At 51.7% G+C, this 17287-nt stretch carries 12 protein-coding genes and 3 tRNA genes; 3 read left to right on the plus strand and 12 right to left on the minus strand.

Annotated features, from left to right (window positions below; genetic code table 11):
- Window positions 1-65 precede the first annotated feature (65 nt).
- Window positions 66-1733 (plus strand): NAD(P)H-hydrate dehydratase, encoded by a 1668-nt coding sequence (locus FCS97_RS08565; protein WP_138518035.1) that lies wholly within the window; start codon window positions 66-68, stop codon window positions 1731-1733.
- On the opposite strand, the gene FCS97_RS08570 is transcribed toward FCS97_RS08565, so the two are convergent.
- Window positions 1692-2372, minus strand: a complete 681-nt coding sequence (locus FCS97_RS08570; protein ID WP_138518036.1) for an ABC transporter ATP-binding protein — start codon at window positions 2370-2372, stop codon at window positions 1692-1694. The genes FCS97_RS08565 and FCS97_RS08570 overlap by 42 nt on opposite strands.
- Between FCS97_RS08570 and FCS97_RS08575 the strand changes: the two genes are divergently transcribed.
- The gene (locus FCS97_RS08575) at window positions 2371-3024 is read left to right on the plus strand and encodes an arylesterase (RefSeq protein ID WP_138518037.1); all 654 of its coding nucleotides are present in this window, start codon (window positions 2371-2373) and stop codon (window positions 3022-3024) included. The two genes, FCS97_RS08570 and FCS97_RS08575, sit on opposite strands and share 2 nt — an antisense overlap.
- Window positions 3025-3142: 118 nt before the next feature.
- Here the strand turns inward: FCS97_RS08575 and FCS97_RS08580 are convergent, their stop codons facing one another.
- The 9 genes from FCS97_RS08580 to FCS97_RS08620 form a co-directional block, all read right to left on the minus strand.
- On the minus strand, window positions 3143-5047 hold the full coding sequence (locus FCS97_RS08580; protein WP_138518038.1) for a SurA N-terminal domain-containing protein: 1905 nt from the start codon (window positions 5045-5047) through the stop codon (window positions 3143-3145).
- Window positions 5048-5191: 144 nt separating this feature from the next.
- Window positions 5192-5268, minus strand: a tRNA-Asp gene (locus FCS97_RS08585).
- A 25-nt stretch (window positions 5269-5293) separates the two neighbouring features.
- A tRNA-Val gene (locus FCS97_RS08590) sits at window positions 5294-5369 on the minus strand.
- A 107-nt stretch (window positions 5370-5476) separates the two neighbouring features.
- On the minus strand, window positions 5477-5749 hold the full coding sequence (locus FCS97_RS08595) for an HU family DNA-binding protein (RefSeq protein ID WP_105029303.1): 273 nt from the start codon (window positions 5747-5749) through the stop codon (window positions 5477-5479).
- Window positions 5750-5963: 214 nt separating this feature from the next.
- Window positions 5964-8372, minus strand: coding sequence for an endopeptidase La (gene lon / locus FCS97_RS08600; RefSeq protein WP_138518039.1), 2409 nt, complete (start codon window positions 8370-8372; stop codon window positions 5964-5966).
- Between the two features lie 162 nt (window positions 8373-8534).
- Window positions 8535-9806, minus strand: a complete 1272-nt coding sequence (gene clpX / locus FCS97_RS08605) for an ATP-dependent Clp protease ATP-binding subunit ClpX (protein ID WP_138518040.1) — start codon at window positions 9804-9806, stop codon at window positions 8535-8537.
- A gap of 64 nt (window positions 9807-9870) precedes the next feature.
- Window positions 9871-10518 carry an ATP-dependent Clp endopeptidase proteolytic subunit ClpP gene (gene clpP / locus FCS97_RS08610; protein ID WP_138518041.1) on the minus strand — a complete coding sequence of 216 codons (648 nt, stop codon included), beginning with the start codon at window positions 10516-10518 and terminating at the stop codon, window positions 9871-9873.
- A gap of 21 nt (window positions 10519-10539) precedes the next feature.
- Window positions 10540-11844, minus strand: coding sequence for a trigger factor (gene tig / locus FCS97_RS08615; RefSeq protein WP_138518042.1), 1305 nt, complete (start codon window positions 11842-11844; stop codon window positions 10540-10542).
- A gap of 166 nt (window positions 11845-12010) precedes the next feature.
- Window positions 12011-12095 (minus strand) — tRNA-Leu (locus FCS97_RS08620).
- A gap of 87 nt (window positions 12096-12182) precedes the next feature.
- Here FCS97_RS08620 and FCS97_RS08625 point away from each other — a divergent pair.
- Entirely contained in the window at window positions 12183-13028 is an 846-nt protein-coding gene (locus tag FCS97_RS08625) for a squalene/phytoene synthase family protein (protein ID WP_138518043.1), read from the plus strand.
- A gap of 14 nt (window positions 13029-13042) precedes the next feature.
- Here the strand turns inward: FCS97_RS08625 and FCS97_RS08630 are convergent, their stop codons facing one another.
- Together FCS97_RS08630 and FCS97_RS08635 are read right to left on the minus strand one after the other, a co-directional pair.
- Complete coding sequence (locus FCS97_RS08630; RefSeq protein WP_138518044.1) at window positions 13043-16120, minus strand: efflux RND transporter permease subunit; 3078 nt, start codon at window positions 16118-16120, stop codon at window positions 13043-13045.
- Window positions 16117-17217: an efflux RND transporter periplasmic adaptor subunit gene (locus FCS97_RS08635; protein WP_138518045.1), complete on the minus strand. Its 1101-nt coding sequence runs from the start codon at window positions 17215-17217 to the stop codon at window positions 16117-16119. The genes FCS97_RS08630 and FCS97_RS08635 overlap by 4 nt, the downstream gene beginning before the upstream one ends.
- Window positions 17218-17287: the final 70 nt, after the last annotated feature.

Consider the following 17287-nt stretch of genomic DNA (forward strand, 5'->3'; position numbering starts at 1 on the left):
GTGCTACAGCCCCAAAACTGAGCGCAAAGCCCGGATAAACCACCCTGAATTTCCATGGAATACGCATGCCTGAACTGATTGACCTACACCCTGAGAACCTTGGCCATGCCAACTGGCAGCAGGTGGACCAAAAATCAATGCCGGTGCTGTCGGTAAAGCAAATTCGAGCATTAGAGCAGGCTGCTTTCGCGCAAGTCGATTCGTTCTTGCTGATGCAGGCCGCAGGTGTGCGTTCAGCCCTGAAAATTGTGGATCAAATTGTTCACAGCGAGACACATTCAGCGCGCTGCCTGGTGCTGGCCGGGCCGGGCAACAATGGGGGCGACGCCTGCATTGTTGCCGGAGAACTGAAACGCAAAGGCCTGCAGGTGGATTTATATCAGCTTACCGAAGGCAAAACAGGCTCCAAAGACCGCATGCAGGCAGTACTTTGGGCACTGGCCCATGGCATACAGCCCATAGAACTTGAACCCGACATGCCATTGCCAGACATTCAAAATGGCACTGTTGTTGTCGACGGGCTGCTTGGCATTGCCTGTGACCGCCCGCCTCAGGGCTTGATTAAGCAGCTGATTCAACATGTCAATGCCCACCACCACAAGGCACGGGTGTATGCCCTGGACTGCCCAAGCGGGCTGAACAGTGACACGGGCCATGTACCCGGCGTGGCCATTCAGGCCCACACCACCTTCAGCTACCTGGCCTGCAAACATGGACTGTTAAGCCAACAGGGAAAGGGTTTGTGCGGTGAGCTGTGGGTAGACAGCCTGAACTGTGACGCCTTGCTCGAGAACCTGGTAAAAGCTGACAAGCTGGGTTCGGTCATTCGGGTTTTTTCACGCCACGAACAGCTGCAACGTTTACCGATGCGCAGCCATGAGCACCACAAAGGCAGCTTTGGCAGTATCGCCGTTCTGGGCGGCCAACAAGGCATGGTGGGTGCCTGTGTGTTAAGCGCCAGAGCCGCCTTGATGCTCGGCTGCGGTCGCGTGGCCTTGAGCCTGCTTCATGAAGCAGACATGCACTTGCCCGACGTTCAACGTCAAGGCCAAACGCCCTTTCTCGATTTGATGTTTCCCGAGATCATGAACAAGGGTATCGAGGAGAATTTGGCATTTGCAGACACCGCCGTGGTCGGACCCGGCCTTGGGCAAAGTGAAGACGCCTTGCGCATGGTTTGCGCACTGCTTGAACACGACAAAGGCTTGAACATGGTGTGGGACGCTGACGCACTGAACATGCTCGCGGCAAATTCGGACTTGCGGGCACGATTCAAACACTACAGGCAAAAACACCCGGGAAAAGCCATGGTTTTTACACCACATCCTCTTGAAGCGGCACGCCTGTTACAAAGCACCACCGAGATGATTCAGGCCGATCGTGTTCAAGCTGCGAGATCGCTGGCCACTCAATTTGATTGCACCGTGGTGTTGAAAGGAACCGGCAGCTTGATTTGCAACGCCACACAACTGGAAATCAACACCACGGGTGGCCCGGCACTGGCAACCGCAGGAAGCGGTGATGTGTTGGCCGGTGCGGTGGCCGCCATGTTGGGCCAGGGGCTTGATGAGTTCGAAGCCGCTTCGTTTGCTGTTTACCTGCATGGCCTGGCCATTGAGCCGCTTGGCCGCGAACGCGAGGGCTTGTTCATTTCACATGCCAGCGAAATAGCCCAGCGCATGAAGTCGTGTTTAAACCACCTCTTGAGCCAAAGCGCCCGCCGCAATGGTTAACTGCCGCGAACAACGGGCGGCCAGTTTGTCATCGTGGGTGACCAAAATCAAAGTGGTGCCCAACTCTTTCTGCAGGTCAAACATCAAATCGATAATTCGCTGACCGGTTGCAAAATCCAGGCTGCCGGTGGGTTCATCTGCAAACACAATCGTGGGTTTGCGCACAAAAGCCCTGGCCAGTGCCACACGTTGCTGTTCACCGCCTGAGAGGGTCTTGGGCGTGTGGTTCAAACGATCGCCCAAACCCACCCGATCCAGCATTTCCTTGCAGGCCTTTTCGCGATTGGGCATGGGCGTAAGCTCTGTAGCCAGCATCACGTTCTCAAGCGCACTCAAGTGGTCCAACAGTTGAAATGACTGAAACACGAATCCCACATGCTCAGCGCGCAGGCTGGCTCGCCGGTCTTCGTTAAGTTGAGTTAAGTCTTCCCCCAAAAAGCGAACTGCACCGCTGGATGGAATGTCCAACCCTGCAAGCATGCCCAACAAAGTGGATTTGCCTGAACCTGAAGCACCCACGATGGCAACTGCTTCACCTTGATTTATAGTGAAAGAAATGTTTTCGAGAATGGACAAACTGCTTTGCCCGTCTTGAACCAACTGATTTAAACCTTCGACTTCGAGGATTGCACGACTCATGTTTGCCTTTACTGCAAAAAAAATTAGAAACGCCTTGGCATTTGGCCTGATCGCTTTCGGCTTATCCACCAGTGTATCCAGCTTTGCCGCAAATACAGGCCAGGAATGCAAAATTCTGGTGATGGGCGACAGCCTTTCAGCCGCCTATGGCTTGCCCAAAGAACAAGGCTGGGTCGCTTTGATGGAGAGCCGTTTGGCTGAAAAGTTCCCCCACTGCAAGGTGGTGAATGCGTCGGTATCGGGTGAAACCACTGCGGGTGGCAAAACACGCCTGCCTGCGCTGTTGAAACAACACAATCCCAGCCACATGATTCTGGAGCTGGGTGCCAACGACGGATTGCGCGGTTTATCGCTAGACACCATGAAAGACAACCTCACCAACATGCTGGTGGCGGCCCGGCGCAATGGCACGCAGGCTGTATTGATTGGCATGCAAATTCCGTCGAATTACGGGCCAGCGTATGCCCGCCGTTTTGGTGATACTTTCGGAGAAATTGCACGCAAACAAAAGGTGCCCTTGGTGCCATTCATGCTTGAAGGTTTTGCGCTAGACCCTGCATCGTTCCTGGCCGATGGCATTCATCCCAATGCCGGCGCACAAGCAAAGATTCTGGAAAATATTTGGCCGACGTTTTCTGCAACGTTAAAGTGAATGCAAACTTGCCTGTGAGGAAGGGGCCGCTGATGGTGCGGCCCAGATTTGCAGTAGCGTTGCATCGTTCTGCCAATTCAAGATCAAGTCAGAATGAGTAACGCGCTGCAAACCAAGATCAAAACGTCTTCTTGATCTCGACTTCAACACGCTTTTTCATTGCATCGCGAGCAGCCAACAACAAGGCTTCCTGATACACCTGCCCGGCAATGTTTTCGTAGTACTGCACCACTTGCGGGTCGGCCTTTGCTTTCACTTCCGAAGACGGTGCACTGCTTTCAACCCAAGCCACTGCATAGCCGTTGTTGCCCAGTCCAACCACCTTCGCTTTGGGTAGTTCAGACACACCTGTGTTCAACACGGACTGAGCCACCAAACCAGGCAAGCCTTCGGCATTCAACGCCGATACAGTTCTAGAATCTGAGAAATCGTCCAGCAACGCTGAACCAGCCTGTGGCTTTTCACTGTCCAGTTTTGCCGCCAAGGTATCTGCGTCTTTCAAAGCCGCCTTGGCCGCTTCTTCCTGCTTCAGTCGTGCCTGAATAACCGGCTTCATCTCTTCCAACGGCCGTGCGGTTGCAGCGGTGTAATTCACAATGCGTGCAGACACCATGGCTTCACCCACTTGTACAGCCTTGGTGTTGTTTTTGTTTTCAATTGATTCTGATGAAAAAATTTCAGCCATCACCTTCGCATCTTTCAACACTTCAGGTGCATTAACCGCACCTTGTGTCAAACCGTTGTGGGTTTGCGGCTGTACACCAATTTCCTTGACCACATTCTCAAACGACTGCCCGCCTTCGTATACCAACTCGGCGAAACGGCCTTGTGCATCGGCATACTGCGCAGTCATTTTTTGATTTTTAATTTCATCTGCAATTTGGTTTTTCACTTCCTCAAGCGATTGCACTTCACCACCGCGAATGTCGGTAACTTCTACAATGTGATAACCAAACTGGCTTTTCACCAAACCGCTCAACTCACCTTTTTTCTGAGTGAACACGGCTTGCTCAAACTCGGGAACCATCGCGCCTTTTCCAAAAAACCCAAGGTCCCCACCTTGATTCGCTGAGCCCGAATCGGTTGAATACTGCTTCGCAAGTTCAGCAAACTTGGACGGATTCGCTTTCAACTCCGCAAGTACTTTTTCAGCTGCAGCCTTTAGCTCATCAGCAGAAGCTCCTTCTTTCTCGGCATCCAGCAAAATGTGGCGGGCACGACGCTCTTCAGGTGTTGAAAAACGAGCCTTGTTTTGTTCGTAGTAAGCAGCGATGTCTGCATCGCTAACTTGAATTTTTGATTTAATGGTATCTGGCGACAACACCACATACTCAACATCGGCTTTTTGTGGAGCCATGAACTGCGCTTTGTTGGCTTCATAAAATGCGGCTACTTGCTCATCGGTAATGCTGACGTTTGCCAAGTAAGGCGTCAAATCAATGTTCTTGACCCGCACTACACGGCCAGCCAATTGCACATCGTCTAATTGGGTTTTTAATGTGTCGGGAAAAAATGATGCGCGCAACACCGGGTCCAGCACCTGGTTTCTCGCCAATCCAAAACGCACATTCGCTTCGTGTTGAGTCGGCGTCAAACCACGCGCCGCCAATTCACGCTTGTAAGTTTCGAGGTCAAATTTGCCATCCACCTGAAACAAGGGAGTGCGCGCAATGTCTTCGGCCAACGCTTTGTCTGAAGCTGTCAAATATTGCTTCTGCACAGACTGCTGAAGCAAATATTGCAACACCAATGTGTCGAGCAACTGTCGATTGATTTCGGGTGATTCAAACACCTTGGGATCAAAGTTCTCGCCAGACTGTGCTCGTGCTTCTTCAATGCGTTCACGCTTCACCTGATCGAACTCTTCCTGACTGATGGGGTAGTCGCCCACGATCGCCAAGGCATTGGCATCTGCGCTGACAGTGTTGTATCCCTCAAGACCAAACAAGGCGAATGCGGGTGCAATAAACAGCAGCAGCACAAACTGCATGATCTTCTGATTGTTTCGGATGAATTCAAACATGGTTTTTGATGGCGTTAGTGTTGAACAACAAGCGGATACTATACCTGAAGGTACACACCGGGAAACCGTGCGGGGCGCGGCCGGGGTTGGAAATGAATGAGCGCGGAAATGAAAAAAGGGAATCCGAAGATTCCCTTTTTTGTTTGGCGGAGTGGACGGGGCTCGAACCCGCGACCCCCGGCGTGACAGGCCGGTATTCTAACCAACTGAACTACCACTCCAAAGTTGGTTGCTGTTTCGCAATGTTGGTGGGTGCTGAGAGGCTCGAACTCCCGACCTAAGCCTTGTAAGGGCTCCGCTCTACCAACTGAGCTAAGCACCCGACGCTCACTGTTTTACTAGTGTTTGTCTTGCTGCGAATCAGCCAAGACCGCAATTATATACAAATTAACTGGGCCTGCAATACCTTTTGTCAAAAAAATTTTAAATTTAGTTCACTGCGTCTTTCAGGGCTTTGCCAGGACGGAACTTTGGCACTTTGGCTGCCTTGATTTTGATTGTTGCGCCAGTGCGTGGGTTACGGCCGCTACGTGCAGCACGCTTGCCAACAGCAAAGGTTCCAAAACCAACCAAAGTTACTGAACCACCTTTTTTCAAAGTAGTTTTAACAGCAGCAATCATTGCATCCAATGCACGACCAGCGGCCGCTTTGGAAATTTCTGCTGACTCAGCAATTTGATCGATCAGTTCGGTTTTATTCATGTAAAAAGCCCCCTCATGGTGACAAATAAAAAGTGCCCAAAATCAGGCACCACGTTGCTTCCAGTTCTTAATTTAGACATGCCTGAAACCTAGCTGTCAACACATTTTGCGGGCTGATAACCCTTATTTTTAAGGCCTGGTGCGGCTTTCCGCGATGCACAAAAAAAAACCTCCGCATTTTCGTGCGGAGGTCTGTTTAAAATAACGATTGATATCAGTGCTTTACACTGGGGTTTGCAGCAGCCTCATCAGCTTTGCCAGCAATCACCTCTGCTGGCTCGGAGACTGGCTCTGGAAGCGATTCCAAGGCATGTTGCAGCACTTGATCGATCCATTTCACCGGAATAATCTCCAAACTGTTCTTCACGTTGGATGGAATTTCCGCCAAATCCTTCACGTTTTCTTCAGGAATAAGTACGGTTTTAATGCCACCACGGTGTGCAGCCAACAGCTTTTCTTTCAATCCGCCAATGCCCAACACTTCACCACGAAGGGTAATTTCACCAGTCATCGCAACATCAGAACGCACAGGCATATTCGTCAAAGTAGACACCAATGCAGTGGTCATTGCGATACCTGCTGAAGGCCCATCTTTCGGTGTGGCCCCCTCGGGAACATGCACGTGAATGTCGCGCTTTTCAAACGCATCGTTGCGAATGCCCAAGCGGTTAGCGCGTGCGCGAACCACTGAACGGGCAGCCTCCACCGATTCTTTCATCACATCGCCCAAGGAACCCGTGCGAATCACGTTGCCCTTGCCAGGCATGGAGACAGTTTCAATGGTCAGCAATTCACCACCCACTTCTGTCCATGCCAGACCAGTCACCTGACCCACTTGGTTTTCTTTCTCGGCCATGCCGAAATTGAAGCGACGAACACCCAAAAATTTGTCGAGGTTCTTTGGTGTGACCTGCACTTTCTTTTCGTTCTTGCCCAACACCATTTGACGCACAACCTTGCGGCAAATCTTGGACATTTCACGCTCAAGTCCACGCACACCAGCCTCGCGGGTGTAGAAGCGAATGACATCGCGAATCGCTGCTTCGGAAACGCTCAGTTCTTCGTCTTTCACGCCATTGTTTTTCAACTGCTTGGGCAGCAAATACTTTTGCGTGATATTTACTTTCTCGTCTTCGGTGTAACCGCTCAAGCGAATCACTTCCATACGATCAAGCAGCGCATGCGGAATGTTCAGCGAGTTCGCGGTGGCCACAAACATCACGTCGCTCAAGTCGTATTCCACTTCAACATAGTGGTCCACAAAAGTGCTGTTCTGCTCAGGATCGAGTACTTCCAACAAAGCCGATGCAGGGTCGCCACGGAAGTCTTGACCCATCTTGTCAATTTCGTCGAGCAAGAACAGCGGGTTGCGAACACCCACTTTCGTGATGCTGTTCAAGACCTTGCCTGGCATCGAACCAATGTAGGTTTTGCGGTGACCACGAATTTCAGCTTCGTCGCGCACACCACCCAAGGCCATGCGAACAAACTTGCGGTTGGTCGCCTTGGCCACAGATTGACCAAGCGATGTTTTACCAACCCCGGGAGGGCCCACCAGGCACAGAATTGGGGCCTTGAGTTTGTCCACACGCTGTTGTACCGCGAGGTATTCAACAATGCGCTCTTTGACTTTTTCCAAACCATAATGGTCTTCGTCCAGCACCTTCTCGGCATTGGCCAAATCATTGTTGATTTTGGTTTTCTTCTTCCAGGGCAAACCCACCAGCACATCGATGTAATTGCGAATCACCGTGGCTTCAGCCGACATCGGTGACATCAACTTCAGCTTCTTCAATTCGGCTTCAGCTTTCTTCAAGGCTTCCTTGGGCATGCGTGCAGCTTTGATTCGCTTTTCAAGCTCTTCCATGTCCGCGCCGTCTTCGCCTTCGCCCAGTTCTTTCTGGATGGCTTTGACCTGCTCGTTCAGGTAGTACTCGCGCTGGCTTTTTTCCATTTGGCGCTTCACACGACCGCGAATGCGCTTTTCAACCTGAAGAATGTCGATCTCGGTTTCGAGTTGAGAAAGCAAAGCTTCCAAGCGCTGTGCAATGCTGAAGGTTTCCAGAATGGACTGCTTCTGCTCGAGCTTCAATGGCAAGTGGCTGACAATGGTGTCGGCCAAGCGACCGATGTCTTCAATGCTGGCCAGCGATGTCAAAATTTCCGGTGGAATTTTTTTGTTCAATTTCACATAGGAATCGAACTGCGCCATCACGGCACGCTTCATGGCCTCCGTTTCGGGGCTTTGTGAAGGATCGGGCAGCAAAGGCAAGGCTGTGGCCGCAAAGTGTGTACCCTCGTCGCTTACCTTGGTCAGGCGCGCACGCTGCACACCTTCTACCAATACCTTCACAGTGCCGTCGGGCAATTTCAGCATTTGCAGCACATTGGCCACGCAGCCAATGTTGTAAATGTCTTTGTCGCTGGGCTCATCTTTGGTGGCCGATTTTTGTGCCACCAAAAGAATACTTTTGCCAGTTTCCATCGCGATTTCAAGTGCCTTGATGGATTTTGGACGACCCACAAAAAGAGGAATCACCATGTGTGGAAACACGACCACATCCCGCAAGGGAAGCAATGACAATTCGATGGGTTGTTCCGGAAGCACGTTAGTTGCTGACATATGAATCACCTATTAAATGCATAACCCTACAGTGGGGTTAAAACGCGCTTATTCAAGCTTTATTTCACGACAAATAAACAATACCACTGAAAAGAAAAAGCCCAACCGTGGAGTTGGGCTTTTTTTGTCATTTTACAATCTGTTTTGACGTGGTTTTCAGCATCAGGATTTGTCTTTGCTGCTGGCCACTTTGGGCTGGTCTTCGTAGATCAACAAAGGTTGGCCTGTGCCGTTGATTGTATTTTCATCAATTACCACTTTCTTGACATTGGTATCGCCAGGCAGGTCGTACATAATGCCCAGCAAGGCCTGTTCAAGAATGGTTCTCAAACCACGCGCACCGGTTTTGCGCTGAATCGCTTTCTTGGCAATTGCGCTAAGCGCTGAGGGACGAACTTCAAGTTCAGCACCATCCATTTCAAGCAACTTCTCGAACTGCTTGACCATGGCGTTTTTGGGTTTGGTCAAAATCTCGATCAGAGCCGGTTCATCCAGTTCTTCAAGCGTGGCAATCACAGGCAAGCGACCCACCAGTTCAGGAATGATACCGAACTTGATCAGGTCTTCTGGCTCAACTTCGGCCAAAAGGGTTCCCACATTGCCCTCTTCCTTGCTTTTCACCGTGGCACCAAAACCGATGCCCGAACGCTCGGAACGGTTGCGAATTACCTTGTCCAAACCTTCGAACGCACCACCCACGATAAATAGTACGTTGGTGGTATCGATTTGGACGAAATCCTGATTTGGATGCTTGCGCCCGCCCTGTGGAGGAACAGAGGCAACAGTGCCTTCGATCAATTTCAGCAAGGCCTGTTGTACGCCCTCGCCCGATACGTCACGGGTGATAGACGGGTTATCCGACTTGCGGGAAATTTTGTCGATTTCGTCAATGTAGACGATGCCGCGTTGTGCTTTTTCAACTTCGTAGTTGCAGCTTTGCAGCAGCTTCTGAATGATGTTTTCAACGTCTTCACCCACATAACCAGCTTCGGTCAGTGTGGTTGCATCGGCGATGACAAAAGGCACATTCAACAAGCGGGCCAGTGTTTGCGCCAACAAAGTTTTGCCGGAACCCGTGGGACCAACCAGCAAAATATTGCTTTTCGTCAATTCGATGTCGTCTTTCTTGCTCATGTGGCGCAGGCGCTTGTAGTGGTTGTAAACCGCTACAGCCAACACACGCTTGGCTTTGTCCTGACCAATCACATATTGATCAAGAATGGCACGAATTTCTTGGGGGGTAGGCAGCTTGTCGCCACCACCTGTGGCCGTGGCCTCGGCTGCTTCATCACGAATGATGTCGTTGCACAACTCAATGCATTCATCGCAGATGAACACAGAGGGCCCTGCGATCAATTTTTTAACCTCATGCTGGCTTTTGCCGCAGAAGGAGCAATACAGCAGCTTTTCGCTTGAGCCTTTCTTTTCTGACATCTTTTATCCTCTGGAAAGCCCCCTTGGGGGCAATCAAGAAATCCAGGTTTTAATGTTACTGCAGTTACTTCTTGTCGGCTGGAGGCACACGGTGCTTCAACACGTCGTCAATCAAGCCATACTCTTTGGCAGAGTCTGCACCCATAAAGTTATCACGATCTGTGTCACGCGCAATCTCTTCGATTGACTTACCTGTGTTCTCGGCCAGAATTCCGTTCAATTTTTCACGCAAATACAAAATTTCCTTGGCGTGAATTTCAATGTCCGATGCCTGACCTTGCACGCCACCCAAAGGCTGGTGAATCATGATACGGCTGTTGGGCAGGGAAAAACGCTTGCCCTTGGTGCCAGAAGACAGCAAGAACGCGCCCATACTGGCGGCCAGGCCTGTACACAGCGTAGAGACATCAGGCTTGATAAACTGCATGGTGTCATAAATGGCCATGCCAGCAGACACAGATCCACCCGGGCTGTTGATGTACAGCGCGATGTCTTTGTCAGGGTTTTCGCTTTCCAGAAACAACATTTGGGCCACGATGACATTGGCCATTTGGTCGTTGATCGGCCCCACCAGGAAAATGACGCGCTCTTTGAGCAAGCGCGAATAAATGTCATAGGCCCGCTCGCCCCGACCACTTTGCTCAATCACCATGGGAACATACATATTGCCTTGGGTTTCAAGCGCACCAGAATTGTTCATGTTGTTAGTCATAGAGCGAGGGTTCCAGATCATTTATTTATTTCCCATCAGTTCGTCAAAGGACAATTTCTTTTCAACCACTTTGGATTTGCTCAAAGCGAATTCAACCACATTGTCTTCCAGAATAACCGCTTCTACATCCGCCAAACGGGCGCGGTCCTGAAAATACCACTGCATTACTTCTGCGGGGTTTTCGTAGCTTTGCGCCTGCTCTTCGATGAAGGCACGCACTTGTTCTGGCTTGGCTTGCAGGCTGTTTTCTTTCACCAAGTCTGACACGATCAGACCCAAACGAACGCGACGCTCGGCTTGTGCAGCGAAAATGTCTTCGGGCAACTGGATTTCTTCCACGTTTTGCATGCCGCGGGCTTTCAGGTCCTGACGGGCGCGAGAGGCCAGTTCAGTCGTTTCTGATTGAATCAGCGCCTTGGGCACGTCGAATTCCGTCACTTTCAACAAGGCATTCATGACCGCTTCCTTGGTTTGCGCCTTGGTGCGGTTGCTGACTTCGCGGCTCAGGTTCACGCGCACGTCTTCACGCAGCTTTTCCAGCGAACCGTCGGCAATGCCCATGGCCTTGGCGAACTCTTCGTTCAGCTCGGGCAACTGAGGACCTTCCACTTTCTTGATCGTGATTGTGAACTGGGCAGTTTTGCCTGCAACATCCTTGCCGTGGTAATCGGCGGGGAACGCCAGGTCGAAGGTTTTCTCTTCGCCTTTTTTCAGGCCTTTGGCCGCAGCTTCGAATTCAGGCAGCATTTGACCTTTGCCAATCACGAAGGAGAAATCTTCGGCTGTGCCGCCGTCGAAAGGCACATCGTCAATTTTGCCCACGAAGTCGAGGGTAACTTTGTCTTCTTCATCCGATCCGCGATCAACCTCAGCGAAACTGGCACGCTGCTTGCGCAGAATTTCAATGGTTTTGTCCACTTCGGAGTCAGAAACCTCAACCACGGTTTTTTCGATTTCAAGCGTGGCGAAGTCACCAAACTTCACCTCCGGGAACACTTCAAAAATGGCATTGAACTCAAATGAGTCGTCAGCGGCGTCCTTGGCGGCTTCGATGCGGGGCTGACCAGCCACACGCAGATCCTGCTTTTGAACTTCTTCGCTGAAAGTACGGCCAATTTCGTCGTTCAACACTTCGGAATGCACTTGGGGACCATAGTTCTGTACCACCATTTTCATGGGCACTTTACCTGGGCGGAAACCGGGCATGCGAGCTGTGCGAGCCACCTTTTTCAGGCGCTTTTCAACTTCAGCATTGATTTTTTCAACCGACAGCTTCAAGGAAATGGTTTTCTCGAGCGGGCTGGCGGTGGTGGTTGTTTCAGTCATTTGGAACTCTTGAACTAGTTGCCTTGGTGTAGTTGACCAAGGGGGTGGTTAATGGGCGTAAAGGCTCTACAATTGCCGATATCTTACACAAGTATGAAGCTGCTTTGGCGGGGGCTTGGTAAAACTGGACCGCCCCAGAAGCGATATACCCGGGGCACAAGAGGGGTGGTGCGGATGAAAGGACTCGAACCTTCACGTATTGCTACGCCAGAACCTAAATCTGGTGCGTCTACCAATTTCGCCACATCCGCATGCAGGCGCGCATTATAGCCCGATTTTAACTTTGAAGCCCTTACAATGTCACTTATTGACTGCAATACCCCAATTTAGAAGGTGACATGGCTGTATCTCTTGAAAACCCGCTTGCCTACTGTCGCGAAAAAGTAAGCGGGGAAACCGCTTCCCTGCACTATGCAACCCTGTTTCAAACCGAAGAGTTCAAGGCGTTTTGGCTGGGCTGCTTCACGCTGAACCATGAATTGCGTCAGGCTTGCCTGAAACAACTGGAGGCTGGCTTGACACAAGTCAAACTGGGCTGGTGGCAAAATGCCCTGGCTGACGCAGCCAGTAACAGCAACCCTCACCCGGTGATTACGGCCATTTCAAAACCTGTGATTGCAAAAATACCCGCTGAACACTGGGGTGAGTTGATTAATAAAGTTGCCAGCGGATGCGAACCCAAGCGCTACAACAGCATGGCGGATTGGCACAAAGATGTGCTGCTTGAAACCAAACCGTGGGTCAGTTTGATTCAGTCCCGTTTCGCTGATGCAAGCACGGACTGCACGCAACTGCAGGAATTCTGGGCCACGGCCACACGGCTATGTCAGCTTCTCCGGATGGCCAAGTACCTTGATCAGGGGTTTCAACCCTTGCCGGTCGAATTACTGGCCAGGCACGGTGTTACCGCAGAACAACTGAAGCGCAGGGAACACAACGAAGCCACCCATGCGATGTTCAGCGAGACAGGCAATCATTTGCTTGAAAATGCCGAGCTGGCGTGGAAAAGCATGCCTGCCGATCAACGCCTGTTTGCCAGACCACTGCGGGCGTTGTTCCGAATGCGCGTGGCTGAGCTGAAAGTGCACAAGAGTGCCGGGTACCACTTGTTGACTGAGCAGAAAATTATCACCCCGTTCAAAAAATTCACCACGGCCTGGACCACGCAGGTGTTGCGATGGTAGGTGCCTGATTCAGCTTAAGGCCGGGGTTTGCGGATGCGGTAGGCCGCAGCGTACAAGGCGGGCAGGAAAAACAGGGTTAATAGAGTAGCCACAATCAGCCCGCCCATAATGGCCACCGCCATGGGCCCCCAAAACTGGGAACGCATCAAGGGGATCATGGCCAGCACGGCTGCCGCTGCAGTCAACAAAATTGGCCGGGAGCGCCGAATGGTTGAACCAATAATGGCCTCGTAGGGGTCTACGCCCGCAGCCCTGTCCTGCTCAATTTGATCCACCAAAATGACCGAATTCCGAATAATCATGCCAAACAGGGCAATCACACCCAGCTGCGCCACGAAGCCAAACGGGCGCGCTGTGATGATCAGGGCCAAGGCGGCACCAATAATACCCAGTGGCCCGGTGAAGTAAACCAGCAAGGTTCTTCCAAAGCTTTTCAGTTGCAGCATCAGCAAGGTGAGCACAATAAACAGCATCAAGGGCACATTGGCCATGATTGATTCTTGGGCTTTGCCCGAATCTGCTGCGAGGCCATCCAGATTCACACTCACCCCGAGCGGAAGTTCGGCACGCAAGGGATCGAGCGCTTTATTCATGGCCAGGGCCACCGTGGTGCCCTGAATGCCCGAAACCACATCGGCCTTCACGGTAATTCCAAATTCGCCGCCTTCACGCCAAATCACCCCGGGCTCAAAACTCATGGTGACCTTGCCCACTTGGGACAAAGGCACATAGGCGCCACTCGCCGTGGGTACATTGGCATTCATCAATTCAGCCAGGGTGTCGCGCTCGCTTTCGGGATTGCGAAACACGATGTCGATCAAACGGTTGTTTTCCCGGTACTGCCCAATGGTAGCGCCCGACAAAATGACGTGCGAGGACTCTGCAATGCTTTGGCTGCTGACACCCAAAGCACGAGCACGGGCCTGGTCTACCTCCACCTTCATGACTTTGATGTTTTCATTCCAGTTGTCATGCGTGCCACGGGTGTATTCGCTTGAAGCCACCGCCTCCTTCACTTTGTCGGCCACTACACGCACTACGCGAGGGTCTGGGCCTTGCACCACAAACTGCACCGGATAAGTCACAGGCGGACCATTGGGCAACAGGGTAATTCGCGGGCGAATATCCGGAAAACTGCTTTCGAGATGTTCTTTGAGTTTGCCCCGAAGTATTTCCCGATCCTCGAAAGTTTTGGGAATCACAATCAGTTCGGCCAAATTACTTTGAACAAACTTTTGGTCAAGCGACAAATAAAAACGCGGTGCCCCGTCACCCACAAAACTGGCATAGCCCTGCACTTCCGGTTGATCGGCCAGCCATTGCTCTAGCCTGATGGCCTGCTTTTCAGTTTCCTCAAATGCAGTGCCCTCGGGCAACCACAAATTCACCATGATTTCCAGGCGATTGGAATCGGGGAAGAATTGCTGCTCAATGAATTTGAATGAATAGCCGCCACCAATGAAAGCGATCACCGTGACGGCAATCGTGATCCAGCGGTGGTTGACGCACACCTCGATCCAGCGACGGAAACGCTGATAAAACGGTGTATCGAAAACCTCGGCATGCCCTTCACCATCCTTGGGTTTCTTCAACAGCCAATAACCGATGTAAGGCACAAAAATAACCGCCACAAACCACGAGAGCACCAAGGCAATGGCGGTGACCGCAAAAATTGAATAGGTGTACTCGCCAGCCGCTGACTGTGCCAAGGCAATAGGCAGGAAACCTGCTGCGGTAATCAAGGTCCCGGTGAGCATCGGGATCGCGGTGGAATCGTATGCAAAAATTGCGGCATCGAAGCGCGAATAGCCCTCTTCCAGTTTGCGCACCATCATTTCAACCGCAATGATGGCATCGTCCACCAGCAAACCCAGGGCGATAATCAGCGCACCCAGCGAGATTTTGTGCAGGTTAATGTTGAAAAACGACATGGCCAAAAAGGTGAGCGCCAATACCAATGGAATGGTCAACGCGACCACCAGACCGGGCCGCGTGTCAATTCGAAACGGCTTGCTGTGAAGGCCCAAACTTAAAAAACTGACCGCCAGCACAATCACAATCGCCTCGATCAACACTTTGACAAACTCGTTGACTGAAGTGCTGACTGATTTCGGCTGATCCGCCACGCGCTGAAGCTCGATTCCCACGGGAAGTTCCGCCAGTATGCGGCGCTCTACTTTCTCCAGTTCCTGACCCAAGCGAATAATGTCGCCACCATTGACCATGGAAATACCCAGGCCGATGACCTCTTTGCCGTTGAAGCGCATTTTGGACACAGGCGGGTCCAGGTAGCCGCGATGAACGTGTGCGATGTCTTTGAGCAAGAGTGTGTTTCTGCCTGCCCGAATCGGCATATTGGCAAGGTCATCAATTGACTCGAACTGACCCTGTACCCTTGACCACACCTTTTGATCCTCAAGGCTTAAAACACCCTGAGAAGTCACTGCGTTCTGGCTGTTGATTTGATTGAAAATGTCTTGCGCGGAAATGCCCAATTGGGCAATTTTGTAGTGCGAGACATCGATAAACACCTTTTCAGGCTGAACACCGAACAATTGCACCTTGGCCACATCGGGCACTTTGAGCATTTCCTGGCGTACTTGCGTCACGAAGTCTTTCAACTCCGCGTACTCGAAACCATCTGCGGAGAATGCCAGCAACACCCCGAAAGTATCGCCAAATTCGTCGTTGAAAAATGGCCCCACCACTCCACGCGGCAGTGTCCCTGCCATGTCGCTGACCCGTTTTCGGGTGGTGTACCAAATATCGGCCACTTGTTTGGGTGGTGCGCTGTCATCCAGCTGAAGAAAAATGACGGTTTCGCCAGGTTTGGAGTACGAGCGGATTTTGTAGGCGTAAGGAATTTCCTGAATGACCTTTTCAATCGGGTCAGCCACCTGTTGCCCCATTTGCATGGCTGTTGCGCCCGGCCAATAGGCCCGCACCACCATGCCGCGAAACACAAAGGGAGGATCCTCCTCTTGCCCCAAAGAAAAGAATGCAGCCACCCCGGCAAAGATGAACACAGCCAAGAGGTAGCGAACCAAGGGCTGGTTTTCAAGCGCCCAACGCGACAGATTGATTTTTCTCATTTGGAGAGGTCGCTGGTTTCGATGAAGCGACGAACCTTTTGTCCTTCATTCAGAACATGGGTACCTGCGGTCACGATCAACTCGCCATTGTTTAGGCCGTCTTTCACCAGAAAGTCACTTTCAGAAACGTCATAAGGCTGAACAACGCGTTTGTTGACCACACCTTGCTTTTCGTCAAACACCCACACAAAAGCGCCAGTGTGTTCAGCCACCAAAGCGGAAATGGGCAATTTGAAGGCGGTGGACTCGGCAGCTTTGGAAAATTCCACCGTCGCGCTCATGCCGAAACGGGAAATTCTGGAAGGGTCGGCTACATCAAGCAACACCGCAAAAGTACGGGTGACTGGATCGGCCACAGGGGAAACTTCCCTTACCTTTGCATTCAAGGTCTGTTTGCCAGACCACAATTGCACCCGTGCCTCCTGCCCTGGCTTGATCTCGCTGACACGGTTCTCAGGGACAGCCATGCTGACTTGAACATCATTCTCATCGGCCCATTGCACGACAGCCTGCCCGGGGGCCAGGACCTGCCCTGCTTCGGCATACACGGCGGAGATTACCCCCTGGCCTGGCGCCCGCAGGTCGCCATATTGGCGCTGATTCGCCTGTGTGCTTAATTGCGCACGTGCCTGGCTCAAACGGCTGCTGGCAGCGTCAAATGCCAATTGCCGACGATCCAGTTCGGCCTGACTGATGAAGTTTTGCTGCTTCAGGGTTTTGGCACGTTCCAAATCCGTTTTCAACTGGGCATGCTCGGTGCTTGCTGCATCAAACTGCGCCTGGGCAGCCTGCAAGGCAAGGCTCAAATCCTGAGGATCAATTTTGGCCAACACCTGCCCTTTTGTAACCTGGTCACCCACATCAACCAAGCGCGTGGTCAATTTGCCACCCACCTGAAAACTGAGGCGTGCCTGATAACGGGGTTCAATTTGACCCGGAAAACTTTCTTCAAAGGTACTTGCACCAGCCTGAAGCTCCATCACCCGCACAGGGCGAATCACTTCTGTGGTGTCAATTTCGGGGCGGGAACAAGCAGCGAGCAGGAGCGAGCCCACGGCGGCCCAAACAACAGGCGAGAACAAACAGCTTTTAAACATGGATCGCTCGATAGAGTGAATTTATTGTTATCTGCGCAATTGTCGTTGTAATCAAACGCCAAGTCAAAAT

It is taken from the genome of Limnobacter alexandrii (assembly GCF_005871185.1).
Taxonomy (GTDB): domain Bacteria; phylum Pseudomonadota; class Gammaproteobacteria; order Burkholderiales; family Burkholderiaceae_B; genus Limnobacter; species Limnobacter alexandrii.

Bases quoted from the DNA above. Each gene is read 5' to 3' on its own strand.
- FCS97_RS08575 (WP_138518037.1), top strand. From the start codon at position 2,371: ATGTTTGCCTTTACTGCAAAAAAAATTAGAAACGCCTTGGCATTTGGC.
- lon (WP_138518039.1), bottom strand. From the start codon at position 8,372: ATGTCAGCAACTAACGTGCTTCCGGAACAACCCATCGAATTGTCATTG.
- FCS97_RS08625 (WP_138518043.1), top strand. From the start codon at position 12,183: ATGGCTGTATCTCTTGAAAACCCGCTTGCCTACTGTCGCGAAAAAGTA.
- FCS97_RS08580 (WP_138518038.1), bottom strand. From the start codon at position 5,047: ATGTTTGAATTCATCCGAAACAATCAGAAGATCATGCAGTTTGTGCTG.
- FCS97_RS08635 (WP_138518045.1), bottom strand. From the start codon at position 17,217: ATGTTTAAAAGCTGTTTGTTCTCGCCTGTTGTTTGGGCCGCCGTGGGC.
- FCS97_RS08630 (WP_138518044.1), bottom strand. From the start codon at position 16,120: ATGAGAAAAATCAATCTGTCGCGTTGGGCGCTTGAAAACCAGCCCTTG.
- FCS97_RS08570 (WP_138518036.1), bottom strand. From the start codon at position 2,372: ATGAGTCGTGCAATCCTCGAAGTCGAAGGTTTAAATCAGTTGGTTCAA.
- clpP (WP_138518041.1), bottom strand. From the start codon at position 10,518: ATGACTAACAACATGAACAATTCTGGTGCGCTTGAAACCCAAGGCAAT.
- FCS97_RS08565 (WP_138518035.1), top strand. From the start codon at position 66: ATGCCTGAACTGATTGACCTACACCCTGAGAACCTTGGCCATGCCAAC.
- tig (WP_138518042.1), bottom strand. From the start codon at position 11,844: ATGACTGAAACAACCACCACCGCCAGCCCGCTCGAGAAAACCATTTCC.
- clpX (WP_138518040.1), bottom strand. From the start codon at position 9,806: ATGTCAGAAAAGAAAGGCTCAAGCGAAAAGCTGCTGTATTGCTCCTTC.
- FCS97_RS08595 (WP_105029303.1), bottom strand. From the start codon at position 5,749: ATGAATAAAACCGAACTGATCGATCAAATTGCTGAGTCAGCAGAAATT.